At 67.9% G+C, this 13,887-nt stretch carries 10 protein-coding genes; 5 read left to right on the top strand and 5 right to left on the bottom strand.

Going from position 1 to position 13,887, the window contains the following annotated elements; translation table 11 throughout:
- Positions 1-379: 379 nt before the first annotated feature.
- Positions 380-1,252, bottom strand: a complete 873-nt coding sequence (locus AC07FK_RS13015) for an alpha/beta fold hydrolase (RefSeq protein WP_479104935.1) — start codon at positions 1,250-1,252, stop codon at positions 380-382.
- 154 nt (positions 1,253-1,406) lie between these two features.
- Here AC07FK_RS13015 and AC07FK_RS13010 point away from each other — a divergent pair.
- A protein-coding gene (locus AC07FK_RS13010; RefSeq protein ID WP_479104975.1) for an IS5 family transposase occupies positions 1,407-2,167 on the top strand; the annotation gives its coding sequence in 2 pieces (ribosomal slippage) (positions 1,407-1,752 and positions 1,752-2,167; 762 coding nt in all).
- 732 nt (positions 2,168-2,899) lie between these two features.
- Here the strand turns inward: AC07FK_RS13010 and AC07FK_RS13005 are convergent.
- Positions 2,900-3,442 (bottom strand): GNAT family N-acetyltransferase, encoded by a 543-nt coding sequence (locus tag AC07FK_RS13005; RefSeq protein WP_479104934.1) that lies wholly within the window; start codon positions 3,440-3,442, stop codon positions 2,900-2,902.
- Between the two features lie 512 nt (positions 3,443-3,954).
- Positions 3,955-5,802 carry a serine/threonine protein kinase gene (locus AC07FK_RS13000; RefSeq protein WP_479104933.1) on the bottom strand — a complete coding sequence of 616 codons (1,848 nt, stop codon included), beginning with the start codon at positions 5,800-5,802 and terminating at the stop codon, positions 3,955-3,957.
- Positions 5,803-6,513: 711 nt separating this feature from the next.
- Between AC07FK_RS13000 and AC07FK_RS12995 the strand changes: the two genes are divergently transcribed.
- Entirely contained in the window at positions 6,514-7,422 is a 909-nt protein-coding gene (locus AC07FK_RS12995; protein WP_479104932.1) for a helix-turn-helix domain-containing protein, read from the top strand.
- Positions 7,423-7,916: 494 nt separating this feature from the next.
- On the opposite strand, the gene AC07FK_RS12990 is transcribed toward AC07FK_RS12995, so the two are convergent.
- Positions 7,917-10,343 carry a SpoIIE family protein phosphatase gene (locus tag AC07FK_RS12990; protein WP_479104931.1) on the bottom strand — a complete coding sequence of 809 codons (2,427 nt, stop codon included), beginning with the start codon at positions 10,341-10,343 and terminating at the stop codon, positions 7,917-7,919.
- Positions 10,344-11,323: 980 nt separating this feature from the next.
- Between AC07FK_RS12990 and AC07FK_RS12985 the strand changes: the two genes are divergently transcribed.
- On the top strand, positions 11,324-11,698 hold the full coding sequence (locus AC07FK_RS12985) for a hypothetical protein (RefSeq protein ID WP_479104930.1): 375 nt from the start codon (positions 11,324-11,326) through the stop codon (positions 11,696-11,698).
- A gap of 189 nt (positions 11,699-11,887) precedes the next feature.
- Positions 11,888-12,247, top strand: coding sequence for an ArsR/SmtB family transcription factor (locus tag AC07FK_RS12980; RefSeq protein WP_479104929.1), 360 nt, complete (start codon positions 11,888-11,890; stop codon positions 12,245-12,247).
- A gap of 309 nt (positions 12,248-12,556) precedes the next feature.
- Here AC07FK_RS12980 and map read toward each other — a convergent pair whose 3' ends face one another.
- Positions 12,557-13,333, bottom strand: coding sequence for a type I methionyl aminopeptidase (gene map, locus AC07FK_RS12975; protein ID WP_479104928.1), 777 nt, complete (start codon positions 13,331-13,333; stop codon positions 12,557-12,559).
- A 66-nt stretch (positions 13,334-13,399) separates the two neighbouring features.
- Here map and AC07FK_RS12970 point away from each other — a divergent pair, with 66 nt between their 5' ends.
- Positions 13,400-13,702 carry a helix-turn-helix domain-containing protein gene (locus AC07FK_RS12970; RefSeq protein ID WP_479104927.1) on the top strand — a complete coding sequence of 101 codons (303 nt, stop codon included), beginning with the start codon at positions 13,400-13,402 and terminating at the stop codon, positions 13,700-13,702.
- Positions 13,703-13,887 lie beyond the last annotated feature (185 nt).

Raw genomic sequence — 13,887 nt, 5'->3', positions numbered from 1 at the left:
TTCAGCCACTCCGTCATTCTGGCTGTCTGATGCCTCTCGACGCAGCAACGCAGCGATGCGTCATGAAGGGCGAACGTTGCCTGATGTGGCACTAGGGGGAGGGCCGCCAGGCGCGAAAAGACGGTCGGCATAAGGAACGGGCACGAAGTGGTTGCGGCGAAAGTAATCGATCTGGCCCTCGACGCCGCCCTTCTCATGGGCTCCCTCGGTGCCCGGGCGGCAGTAGAAGCTCTCCGACCAGCTGACCGCAGCAGACTGGCTCACCGCCGCCACCCTCACCGAGGCAACGGCCCCTGACCGGGACAACGCCGCGCCTTTAGAAGTCGTCTCAGTCGGATCGGGAGCCGTGGTCCCGGCAGCTTTCCGGCCCGGCTGCGCATCAGCGTCTGGTGGTGTGGTCCAGGATCGCGGCGACGAGCGGCGTGTGCACCTCACGTGGGAGTGCGTGCCCCATGCCGGGGATCTCGATGATGCGTGCGCCTTGAATCGCCTGGGCAAGGTGGTGGGGATGCGGCGGCGGGGAGACCGGTTCGGCGGGAGCAGAGGTGACGAGGGTGGGCACTGTGGTCTGAGCGAGTTGCTCGGTGCGATCCAGGTTGGACGCATCGGCGCGGGCATGCGCGGTGCTGGTGGCGTAGTGCCCGGTGTGCTCCATGACCTTTCGCTCCAGGGCGCGGGCGTATTCGGCGTCGAAGGGAAGCTGATTGCCACCCAGGATCCGCCAGTGCTCGACCCGCCGTTCCAACTCCGTTTCCAGGCCGAGGTCCGCCACGGGACGGGACCACATCTCAAGCAGGCGGGGTGCGACACCGGGGAGCTCCTCGGGCGGGAGCCGGGTTCCGTCCGGCTGGACGTACGGGACGGTGCTGAGCGCGCGGGTGCCGATCAGCGTCGCGCTGAGCAACCGGTCGGGATGGTCGGCGATGAGGAGTTGGGCGAGCATGCCGCCCAGTGACATGCCCACTATGTGGGCGCGTTCGACGTCGAGGCCGTCCAACACCGTGAGGGCGTCCTCCGCAAGTTGGTTGAGGGGATAGGGCCGCTGGTCGTACGCCCAAGTGGAGCGACCGGTGTCGCGGTGGTCGTAGCGGATCACGCGATGGCAGGAGGCGAGCATGTCCACCAGTTCGTCCGGCCAGCCCAGGCCGGGTGCTTGCGCTCCCATGATCAGCAGCAGCGGAGACGCGTCGGTGGCGCCCCGGTCCTCCGTCCAGAGGCGTACACCGGGTGCTGCGTCGATGAAGCGTTCCATGGTGCTCCTCCAGGGCGAGACTAAGATTAGACGAGACGTATCGTATCGCCTCTGAGGCGACACGGCTATCAGTGCGCGAAGCTAAGATCGCCCGCAAGTCAGGGGCGCGCATCGCGAGTTCTTGGGCAACGCCGTCGTTGTCCTCGGCGTGGGAATGATGGAAAACCTGATGCCGGACGGGTTATGGGAGTTGTTCACGACGGTGCCTCCACAGCCCCCGATCAGGCCGCAGGGCGGCGGTCGACGTCGGGCCGATGACCGTGCGGTTCTTGCCGCGATTATCTTCGTCGCCACTACTGGCTGCACTTGGCGCCAGCTTCCGCCGATCTTCGGCGCCTCGTGGCAGACGGTGCACCGCCGCTTCACTGACTGGACGGCAGCCCGAGTCTGGGCCAAACTCCACCGGGTCGCGCTTGACCGGCTCGGCTCTAACGGCGACCTGGACTGGTCGCGGTGTGCGATCGACTCCGTCAGCCTGCGTGCCCTAAAAGGGGGCCGTTGACGGGACCGAATCCGACCGATCGTGGCAAGAGCGGATCCAAGATCCACCTGGTCACGGATCACAACGGTCTGCCCCTGTCGGTTGGTATCTCCGCTGCGAATACTCACGACAGCCTGGGGCTGGTGCCCTTGGTGCGCGGGATCCCGCCGATCCGGTCCCGTCGCGGACCGAGGCGGCGCAGGCCCAGCAAGCTCCACGCGGACAAGGGTTACGACTACGACCACTTGCGACGATGGCTCCGCAGCCGACGTATCACGCCCCGCATCGCACGCAAGGGAATCGAATCCTCGGCACGCCTCGGCCGGCACCGCTGGGTGGTCGAACGCACGGTGGCATGGCTGAACGGCTTCCGCCGCCTGCATCGTCGCTACGAACAACGAGCCGACCACTTCCTCGGCTTCGTGCTCGTATAACGGTCTTCTACTGCGTGAACTGCAGCGCCGCACTTACCCCGGACGTGCGAGAGCTTCCGGGCGTTCCGGATGTCTCCGTTTACGACAGGGGCCGCCACGGCAAGACTTGGCTCGCACCGTCGACAGTCCCGCGAGGCAGCTGTGCCACCGATCCCCAACCCTGGGGCGCCTCCTTCGTGGTCGCTGGCACCCGGGACGTGACCATTCACGAGAATCGGGCTCTTCTCATGCCACCCGCCATGACCGGCATGGTGGCTGCCGGGCCCAGGAACTCCGTGATTGTGCATCCGGAGGACGTGCTGAGTCTGCAGCTGACCGGCTCCCCGGGCATCCACCACGGGTGCTGCGGACCGCTGGGAACTGGAGGCCGCAACATGGCGTGCGTGTGCGGCGCGCGCGTGGCCACTCTTGCCGCGGACTGCACGGGTCCGCACGAGTTGCGCCTCGATCCGCTTCGGACATACGCCTTCACGCCTGACACTTCAACGTAATCATGAATCAACCGGCGCCCACAGAGAGGTGTCCCTGGCGGACACCTTGACCCGTTAGCCGCATGAGGCGGCACTCTATGAGCACGCAGTGCGTGAAGGCGTGGTGCCCGGCTGAGGCGATGAGTGTGCACGTGTCCGCATCCCGGCCTCTCGCGCCCGTGAACGCGCGTGCTTGCCTATACCGGCGGCCGCGCCCGGCGCCGGGGGAAGTCGGTCAGGTGCTCGTGGTGAATTCTCTGGGTCAGGGGCGGCTCAGCCCCCACGTCTGCAAGGCATAAGGCCGCCCCTTCTCCTCCCCCGTGATCAGCGGCACGTCAAGCAGCCTGAAACCCGCCTTGGTGGCCACAGCGACACTGGCTGCATTCTCGGCCTCCAGCTCCAGGATCACCTGTTCCACGCCCAGCTGCTCGAAGGCGTACGCGACCATCACCCGCACCGCCCGCGCTGCCAGCCCCTGACCGCGGTGCGCCGGGCCGACCACGTACCCGAGCTCCGTGCCTTCGGGTGCACGCCGCAGCATTACCTCGCCGAGCGGTGCGCCGCCGTCGACGGTGATGGCGAGCAGGATGGTCGTGCCCTCCTCCCGCATCTGCCGGTCGCGGTCCAGCCGTGCACGGGCGGCGGCTTCGTCGAAGGGTGAGACGATCGGCGTCCAGTGCGCGATGTCGGGGTGGTCAAACAGCTTTGGCATTTCGGGCAGGTCCGCTTCCGTCCAGTCGCGGAGGACGAGCCCCTCCCCCGAAAGCTCAATCTGCTGGGGCAACGACGACGTCGTGCTACTCATGATGTGGACCTCCCTGGGCGGTTCAGAACGAGTCAGGATAACCAGGACCGGCGTAGGCCCACGGGTATCGTGCCGGGATTCATCGGACTCCGGCCGTGATGGTCTCCCCCCAGGGCGCGGCCGCCGGTTCGTTCGTTCAGCAACAGGCCGGCAGGTGAAGCGCTGTCAGCGCCCTTAGCTTCGGCAATAGGCGCCGTCCCAAGCCGCACCCGACCACGCAACAAGGCGTATCCGACGAGCAGCCCCGCCGCCCGTCGGTACTGCCCGGACTGTTCGCCGGCCAGCTTCCACAGAGCGGGCAGACCGCCCTTTCGGAGCCGCTCCGCCGTCTCCGTCTGGCAAGCCAGCTCGTAGTCGCCCAACCGTGTGAAGGAGCCGACGTGGACAGGGGTGGCTACGTCCCACTCCCCGAGCCGACCCGAGTCCGCGCCGTCCCGGACCGCTGTCATGTGCCACTGCTGTTCCCGCGCGGGCGGGGTGGACGGGCACCGTTGCAGGTCGTGATGGCCGATTCAGGGGGTGGTCGCGTTGCGCCACACCGTGAGATCCACACTGACGTACTGGCTCGGGGAGTCCGCGAAACCGTGCAGAGTGACCAGTCCGTAGTGGCCCGAGCCGGTTTTCACACAGATCCTGGCACCCTTGCCCAGCTTGTCCTTCGTGATGGACGTTGTGTACCGGGTGTTGGCGCGGCAGCCGGCCAGCGAGCCCGGCTCTCCGGGCCCTAGCAGCGCCATGGTGTTCTTCGTCTGGTTGGTGGCAAGCGCGTCGCCGTTGATCATGTCGCGGGCGTAGCCGAAATCCCCCTCGTAGAACACGTCCACGTCCTCCGGCTTCGGTGGCTCGTCGGCGAACATCACCGCGTAACCGATAGGGATGCTTAGGTTCTTGTACACGGCACCCTTCGGGGCCTGCGGAGCCTTGCTCTTTCCGCTGGTGTCGGGCGCGCCCGAAGTCGCGCCGCCGGACTGCGACGCGCTACTCCCCTTCCTGTCCTGGGCGTTTTTCGAGCCCTTGTCGGTCTCCTGTTGTCCCAGCAGGTAGGCACCGCCGCCGATCAGCGCGGCAACGGCCAGTCCTGCGGCGACCAGCCCAGCGCGATTGTGCTTGCGGGGCTGCCCGGGCGACGTCGCCCCCGACGAGGGTCCCATTGCGGCACCGGCAACTGTGTGGCCCGGGTAGCTGCCAGGAGACCCGGCCGTCGGCTGGACCGGGTGTCCGACGGTCGGGGAGTAGGCGGGATGGCCCGCCGCTGCAGAGCGAAGAGGCTGCGAAGGCGCGGCGTGCGGATGTACGGGCTGGGTGGGTGGATGAATCGGCGGCGTGTGCGGGGCCGACTGCGTCGCCAGGTACGCCGACGCTGAGCCGGGTGCCGCCTGCGTCGCCGGATGCGCCACTCCCGGCGGCGGAGTGGGCGCGGCTGCATGGGTGAGGTCAGCGGCATAGGAGGACGGCAACCAGCCGCCGGGACGGCGCAGCGCCGGGTCCTGGGACGCCCGGCCGCACATTTCGATGATCTGGGCGGTGGACGGCCGCAGCTCGGCATCCTTGTTGAGGCAGCCGGTGACGACTTCCCGTAGTTCGTCCGGCAGCCGTGACAGGTCCGGTTCCTCGTGGACGATCCGGTAGAGGACGCCGTGCGAGGCTCCGTCACCGAACGCGGCGGCGCCTGTCGAGGCGAACACCGCGATCTGGCCGAGAGCGAAGACGTCGGTTGCCTCCGTGCAGCTCGTCCCGGCCGCCTGTTCGGGCGACATGAACGAGGGGGTGCCGACGCTGACGCCGGTTCCAGTCAGTGCGGTGGTGTCGGCGGCACGCGCGATCCCGAAGTCGATCACGCGCGGTCCGTCCACCGCGAGGAGCACATTGGACGGCTTGAGGTCGCGGTGGACGATCCCCGCGTGGTGGATGACCTGCAGCGCTTCGGCGATCCCTGCCACGAGCAGCAGGACGGACGCCACCGGCATCGCCCCGTGCGCGGCAACTGCCGAGTGCAAGGACGGCCCTTGGACGTAAGCGGTGGCCAACCACGGTTGCGGGCCCTCGGTATCGCTGTCGATCACCGGCGCGGTGTAGATGCCCTGCACCCGCTGCGCGGCCCGCACCTCCTGCTGGAACCGGCGGCGGAACTCCGGATCCTCAGCGAACTCGGGGCGGATCACCTTGATTGCCACGGGTCGCCCACCAGGCGTGTACGAGAGGTAGACCTTGCCCATGCCACCGGCCCCGAGCCGGGCGCTGAGCAGGTATCCGCCCACCGTACGCGGGTCGTCGTCGGCCAGCGGCTGGAAGACTTCCGCATCCGTTCCCAAAGTGTTCGCTCCGCCGGCCGGCACCGGATCCTGCTGATGAGCCGTCATAATCGTCCCCCGAGTCTTCCCTTACGTACCGTTTACTGAGCCGAGACTACCGAAGCCCACAGTCCACGCGCCCCGTGCGGCAACAGCCGCGTCCGAGCCGCCGGGACCAGGAGAAGGGCACCCCGGACACCGCTCGTACAACGGTGCCCGGTCGTCGTCCACAGCGCTACGGCGCTCAGGACCAGATCGATCGCGCGAGCTGGTCCTCCAGCCCGGCTGGCCGCCTTGCCGGACACATCCAGGCGCAGACGCGGCCCTGGCCCTCGCCCTGTACGCAGCGGGTAACGCTGCTGGTGGGGTCCGCGAGCCGCGATCGTATCGAGTCATCTGAGTGAGGTTCGGAGACGATTCGTTCGCGGAAGTGCGGACAGAAACGATGTGCAAGAGCGCCATCAACCTGCCAACCTGCGGCCGCAGGCGCCCTTGTCCGGTAGGCACCGCGCCCGGGGAGGATCGGAGACACGACCAGTAGGTGCGACATCCCGTGGGTTCCAGTGGTTCCTGCCGGTGCCCTGAGCCCCTGGCCTGGTGCTCCGCACTCGTTCGCGTGATCGGCGGGTCAGTGACGTGGCTTCAAGGTTCGCGCAGCTTCGTCGTCCGGCCTGATCAGTCTGCAGTCCGGTCGAAGGCGAGGAGGCGCATGTTGTGCGCGCTGCGGTGGTGAGAACGGCACTTGAGTCTCCAGCCGCCGGAGGGTTCAGGATCCTACTCATGGACGACGAACACCCCGACGTGCTCACCATTGGCCGGCTCGCGCACCGCACCGGGCTTCCGGTGCGTACCCTGCGCTTCTGGTCGGACGAGGGCGCGGTGCCGCCTGTGGCCCGCTCCGCAGGCGGCTACCGGTTGTACGACGCCGACTCCGTGGCCCGCGTCGAACTGGTCCGCACCCTGCGGGAGCTGGGGCTCGGGCTCGACGAGGTGTGCCGCGTCCTGAGCGGGCGCACCACGGTAGCGGAGGCCGCCGACGCTCATGTGGCCGCGCTAGACGCGCAGATCCGCTCGCTCAAGGTGAGCCGGGCCGTCCTGTCCACCGTGGCGAAGCGGGGTTCGACCGTTGAGGAGACAGCACTGATGAACCGGTTGGCGCGGCTTTCCGCCGCCGAGCGCAAGCAGATCATCGACGAGTTCAAGGAGGAGGTGTTCGGCGGCCTCGACGACCCGCGCCTGCGCGACCGCATGCGCACCTACAGCATCGAATTGCCCGACGATCCCACACCTGAGCAGGTCGACGCCTGGATCGAACTGGCCGAATGGGTGCGGGACCCCGGTTTCCGCGCCCGGTTGCGCACATGGATGGAGCTCAACACGCCCGTACCGGGGCAGGGCCCTCCCCCCGGGGCGTCCATCTGGTGGGCCAGGCAGATCGTGCAGACCGTCGCGGAGGCCAGAAAGAGCGGGGTTGCTCCCGAAGGGCCGGCAGCGGCCGAGGTGTTGTCCGAGCTGTTCGGTGACTCTGATCGGGCCGCCGTGCTGCGCAGCCTGGAGGCTGGGATCAAGGCCGGAGCGGAGCACTACCGCAGGCTCCTCGCCCGTGTGCGCGGGCAGGATTCGTCACCCGACACAAGCGAGGAGCTGGAATGGCTGGCGAGGGCGCTGCGCGCCGCGGATCAGACCTGACGGTAGGCCTCGGCACGGGGCAGGGCGCCGACCTGGCGCTGCCGCTCGACCGGGGACGAGCCGATCGCCTACGGGGCCGCGGCGGTCCCACAACGGCGCCACCCGGCCGGGCACGGCGGCGTTGGTCCGGAGGCCGGTACCGGACCCGGCACGCGCCATCTCGACCCCGGACCCGTAGGCCGACACAACTGGCAGTTCGGCAGGCGGTCGTGATGGCCGAGGACATTCAAGGCGGCGTCACCGCCGAGACCCTTCGGATTCCGCAGCGTCCTCGTGTTCACCCGAACCCATGGATGCATCGGCCTGACGCACCCCGGTGGACCCGTGGGTTCGAACTGAAGGACCTCCGGTTGCCCCGAGATCTACGGGGAGGCAGCCTCGGTCTCCTGTCTCCGACCCACGGTGAAAGTAGTCAAGGCCCAGCACGCCTCTTGGCTTGCGGGCTGCCGGCAACGATCGACGTCCAGAGCCATCGCGTACCGGCGGCGGACGATCTACAGCCCCAACAGTGGCTGCTCGGTCCAGACGGTCTTCCCCTCGCGGCTGTAGCGTGTGCCCCAGCGCTCGGTCAGTTGGGCCACCAGGAGCAGGCCACGTCCCCCCTCGTCACTGGGGCGTGCCCGGCGCAGGTGCGGTGATGTGTGACTGGTGTCGGTGACCTCACAGATCAGAGATCGTTCACGGATGAGCCGCAGGGTCATGGGACCGCTGGCGTACCGATAGGCGTTGGTGACCAACTCGCTGGCGATGAGCTCGGTGGTGAAGGTGAGGTGATCCAAACCCCACTGCGTCAGCTGGGCAGTCGTCAGCGTCCTCGCCTGAGCCGCGGAGGTCGCGTCCAGCGGAAGTCGCCAGGAGGCGACGTTCTGCGGCGGGAGCACGCGAGTGCGGGCGACGAGGAGGGCGATGTCGTCGGCGGGGTGTGCGGGCACGAGGGAGTCGATCACCGCCTGACAGGTCTGTTCCAGGGGGTCAGCGGGGCGGCTGAGCTCCGCGAACAGCCGTGCCAGAGCCGTGTCGAGGTCGATGTGGCGTTCACTGATGAGTCCGTTGGTGTAGAGGGTGAGCAGGCTTCCCTCTGCCAGTTCGAACTCCTGGGCCTCAAACGGCAGGCCGCCCAGGCCGAGCGGTGGCCCAGCCGGCAGGTCGAGCAGGCTCACCTGTCCGTCGGGGGTGGTCACCGCCGGTGGCGGATGGCCGGCGCGGGCCGCGGAGCATAGCCGGGAGACCGGGTCGTAGAGGATGTACAGGCAGGTGGCGCCGATGACCTGCTCGCCCACAGGCCGTTCACCGACTGCTTCTTGTTCGGCGGACAGCAGGTCGACCAGGTCGTCCAGGCGGGAGAGAACCTCGTCCGGTTCCAGATCCAGGCTGGCAAGGGTGTGCACGGCAGTACGCAGCCGGCCCATGGTGGCTGCGGCGTGGAGGCCGTGACCGACCACGTCGCCGACGACGAGCGCGACCCTGGCCCCGGACAGGGGGATGACATCGAACCAGTCGCCGCCCAGCCCCGAGGCTGCTCTCGCGGGGAGGTAGCGGGGAGCCACTTCCACGGCCATTTGCTGGGGAACTGCCGTCGGTAGCAGGCTGCGTTGCAGGGTGAGCGCGGTCCGTTGCTGCTGCGTGTAGCGCCGGGCGTTGTCGATGCACACAGCGGCGCGCGAGGCGATTTCCCCGGCCAGTGTGAGGTCGTCTGCTTCGAACGGGTCGGGGCGCCGCGAGCGCCACAGGCTCACCGTGCCAAGCACCAGCCCCCGTGCTGCCAGCGGTACCACGATCAGAGAGTGGACACCCGGATCCGGAGCGTGCTCACCCTGGCGTGGTTCCCCGGAGAACCAGTCAGGCGGAAGAACCGATTCCAATACGGCCCGCCCATCGGCCAGGCACCTGGCTTGTGGGGTGCCTGATGCGAACTCGAAGGGCTCACCACCCGGCTGAAGCAGTTCGGGCTGCTGGGCCAGTACGCTGCTCACCGCCACCCGTACGACGGGCTCCCTCGAGCCCTGCGCCGGTTCCTCACCCCGCGTCACTGGTTGCGCCATGTCCACCGATACGTGGTCGGCAAGGTGAGGAACCATCACATCAGCGAGCTCCCAGGCCGTCTCTCCCAGGTCGAGTGTGGTTCCGATGCGGGTGCCGGCTTGGGCGATGAGCGCCAGCCGAAGCCGGGCTCGATGGCGTTCGGTGACATCCTCGACGGTCTCGGCCACTCCCAGGACCCGCCCCGCCGGGTCCTCCAACCGGAAGGCGGAGACGGACGCGGCCCGCTCTCGTGTCGGATGCCGCTCCAAGCGGGAGTACTGCTCGGTGTAGACCAGTGATTTCCCAGTCTGCATCACCTGGCGCACTCGGTCCACAGCCTTGCGCGCGTCCTCGGCGACCAGCAGCGCGCCGGTGGGCATTCCTGTGAACGACGCGGCCGGAACGCCGGTGAACCGTTCGATTGCCCGGTTGACCCGGAGGATCGTCATGTCGGGGCTGTGGACGACAAGGCCGATCGGGCACCGGTGGAACAGCCCGTCGAGAACCGCGCGGTCCCTCTGCCACTCGAGGATTTCCGCCGCCGGCGCCCCGAGGAGGAACCACTCGCGGATATCGTCTTCGCGTAGCAGCGCGCGTGCCCTGAACCCCATCTCCACGAGCCGTCCGCTGCGATGCCGCACCGCCAGTACGCCGAACCAGCCCCCGGCTCTTCTGCACGTCGCCGCGGCGTCCTTTGCGGCCGGCAGGCCGCGGGGATCGATCAGGACTTCGAGCGCCGGACGGCCGATCACCGCTGTCTCCGGGTAGCCGAGCACCTCCTGGGCCCGCTGGCTCCATCCGACCACGGCTCCTCGGTCGTCGAGCACCGCCGAGGCGGCCAGGTGCAGAGCAAACGGATCATCCCGGCTCTCGCTGAGCACCGTCAACCGCTGGTCCATCGCTGGACACCACCTCTACTCGGCTACTGATGTTCTCCACTGAATACGGGTGCGCGACCGGGACGGGCGCGGCTCAGCCCGGACCGGGCACTTCACCGCGCCACAAGGCTTCCGGTGCGAAAGACCAGGGTGATGCCATAGCGAGCCCATTGAACCCCGTCCGACCCACCAGCCTTCCGGTCACTGTGTCGCGGCGTGGTGGCCTTCACCCGCACGGTGGCACCGGGGCTCCGCCGTACCCCGCTGAGCATTCGAGTTGGCCAGCTGAGCGTTCGGGGTCAGGCCAGAGCACGCACGTCGCCCGAGTGCCTTGGGGGCCGTTTCGCCACCGCTTCGGGCTCATGTGATCCGTTTCCGTACCCCCCGGAAGGTCTGGGGCCGGTCACCGGGGCCACAGCAGCACGAGCCTTGACCCCGGACCCTGTACGACCGAGACACTTGACCTTGAGTCCAGTGAAACGGATGTCCCGCGGTCATGAAGCATTGTCCGCCGGAGTTCGAGGCGGACACGCTGGCGCTGTACGGGTCGCGGCCGTGAGCGCCGATCAACTCGGCAGCCAATGATCCGGGGATCACCCCAGAGGCGCTGAGGAACTGGGCCTGGCGGCCGGAGCGAGAAGGCCCGCGGGACGCCGGGCGGAGGGCGCCGAGCCCAGCTCCCACGCCGCTGAAGGCGGACGCCGCTCTACGCAAATGCCGCGAAGCGCAGAAGCGGCGGGCCACCGCACGGTTGATGCAACGGCCGCTCGACCTGCGCCTGCCGTCCGAGATCTCGGGCAGCCCCTTTTGTGCCCCGGACGCCTCGTCCTCGGCCGCAGGCCAGCAAATTGCAGGGCGGATGCTAGGGCATGGGCGGTCGGTTCCGACCAGATTCCCTATGCTCCCGTACCCCTGACGGCCAGTGGGTAGCGTCTGCGGTCACCCCTCGGCCGGGCGTGAATCCGGCCGGGGTCGTCGAGAACCAAGGAAGCGAGTAATTGATGCTGAGTGTGGAGACGTCTCTGAAGGAGGCGATGACCTCGATCGAGGGGAGCGTGGGGGCCGCACTGGTCGACTACACGAGTGGCATGGCCCTGGGCTCGCTGGGTGGGGGCGAGGGACTCGATCTGTCGGTGGCCGCGGCGGGGAACACCGATGTGATCCGGGCGAAGGTCCGCACCATGGAGATGCTGGGCCTCAAGGAGGAGATCGAGGATGTGCTGATCACCCTCGGCAGCCAGTACCACCTCATCCGGCTGATCACGGGCCGCGGGGGCAACGGCCTGTTCCTGTACATCGTCCTGGACAAGGGCCGGGCGAACCTGGCCATGGCCAGGCACCAGCTCAAGCGCATCGAAGCGGAACTGGAGCTGTAGCCCGCCTGTTTCCCGGCTCACGCATGCCCATGAGTTGAAAGAATCTTCAACTCGGCACATCTGAATATGGTCACCGAGGCGCAGGCCGGAGCCGGGAGACGGGAGGATGGCTGGTGCTGCACATCGAAGGTCCCGCAGGTCTGACCGGCGGGCCTTCGAACGGTCGAACCCGGTTGGGAGTGTTGTCGCATGCAGGTGCCGCTGTACCAGGTCAAGGCGGAGTTCTTCCGCATGCTCGGACATCCCGTCAGGATCCGCGTACTGGAACTGCTTCAGAACGGCCCCGTACCCGTGCGCGAACTCCTGAACGAGATCGAGATCGAACCGTCCAACCTCTCCCAGCAACTCGCCGTACTGCGCCGGTCCGGCATCGTTGTCTCCATCCGTGAAGGCTCCACCGTCAGCTACGCTCTGGCCGGCGGCGACGTTGCGGAACTCCTGCGTGCCGCACGGCGCATCCTCACCGAACTACTGGCCGGACAGAGCGAACTCCTCGCTGAGCTCCGGCACACCGACACCGCGGCGCAAGCCGGTCGGTCCACGATGTGACGGCCGGGCGGAGGCCGGGATCCGGTCGTCGCGCATGCGGCTCCGGCCCCGCCGGGATCCTGGTACTCCCCCGACGAACTGCCCACGGGAAGTGCCGGTGCGGCTGGCTGGCTGGCTACGGGAGCGACGCCTCACCCTGACCTCCCACGCCAGCCCCGAAATCGCCGTCGCCATCGCGAGTGTTACCGCCAAGCTGTACGCGACGATCCGGCGTGACCACCCGGCGGCTTACCGATGCGCAAGCTTGAGCGCACGCACGACCCGCGGGGCGTTTGAAAGAGAGAGACGTGGGGGCTCCGACCTCACCGGTTACCCCTGCTTCGGCAAGGTGAGGATTTCAGCTCCGTCGTCGGTGATAGCGATCGTGTGCTCACTGTGTGCTGTCCGGCAGCCTGTCGCACTTCGCAGCGTCCACCCGTCGGCATCAGTGACGAGTTGAGCGGTGTCCGCCATGACCCACGGCTCCAGTGCCAGCAGCAGCCCGGGTCGCAGTTTGTATCCACGGCCAGGCCGACCGGTGTTCGGAACGTGCGGGTCCTGGTGCATCGTTGATCCGATTCCGTGGCCTCCGAACTCGGTGTTGATCTGGTACCCCGCCTCGCTGAGGACTGTACCGATGGCATGGGAGATGTCACCGATGCGAACCCCGGGCCCGGCAGCGGCGATTCCTGCGGCCAGCGCGCGTTCGGTTGTGCTGATCATCGCGACGCTCTCCGGGGGCTTTGCGTCGCCCACGATGAAGCTGATGGCGGCGTCTGCAGCGACTCCGCCTTTGGAGATCGCGAGGTCGAGGGTCAGCAGATCGCCGTCAGCAAGCGTGTAGTCGTGTGGCCGTCCGTGAAGCACGGCGTCGTTGACTGCCGTGCAGATGTAGTGGCCGAACGGGCCGCGTCCGAAGGATGGCTCGTAGTCGACATAACAGGACGTTGCTCCAGCCTCGACGATCACGGCCTTGGTCCATCGATCGATGTCCAGAAGGTTCGTGCCGATCGCGCTGCGGCTCTTCAGCGCCTGCAGGATGCCAGCGACCAGGGCGCCTGTGCCTCTCGCTCGGTCCAGCAGGGTGGAGTTCAGGATCTCGATCATGTGCTGCCCTCATGACGTAGCCAATAATTATACCGGCCATACTGTACCGGTATTAGAATGGGAGCCATGGTCAGACTGCCGCTCACTCCCGCAGAGGTCGAACGCGGACAGCGCCTCGGCGCCCTGCTGCGACGGGCCAGAGGAGAGCGCTCGATGCTCGATACCGCGCTCGCCGCACGTGTCTCACCGGAAACCCTCCGGAAGATCGAGACGGGCCGCGTGGCCACCCCCGCCTTCCCCACCATCGCGGCGATCGCCGACGTCCTCGGCCTCTCCCTCGACGCGGTGTGGGCCGAGATCAGCCAGCCCGAGCGTGACATGGGACCGACCCACTCGTGTCACCGCACACAAGAGCAGTTGGCCTCGTGACTCCCAATCCCGCAGGGCGTCGCGGCCGCGGAGGGGGTACGCGAGCGGGGCGGCGTACCAGCGCGCTGCAGTCGTACCCGCGACCGTGTTGGGCACAGTCCGCATACGCCGAACTGGCCGTAAGCGTCCCCCACGAGTCACTGGCCGGCGCCTACGCGGAGGCGATGTACTTCTTCTGCGCAGCG

This window comes from Streptomyces sp. NPDC046122 (assembly GCF_056429965.1).
Note: the sequence above shows the minus strand (reverse complement) of the source record. Positions and strands in the feature narration are given on the sequence as shown.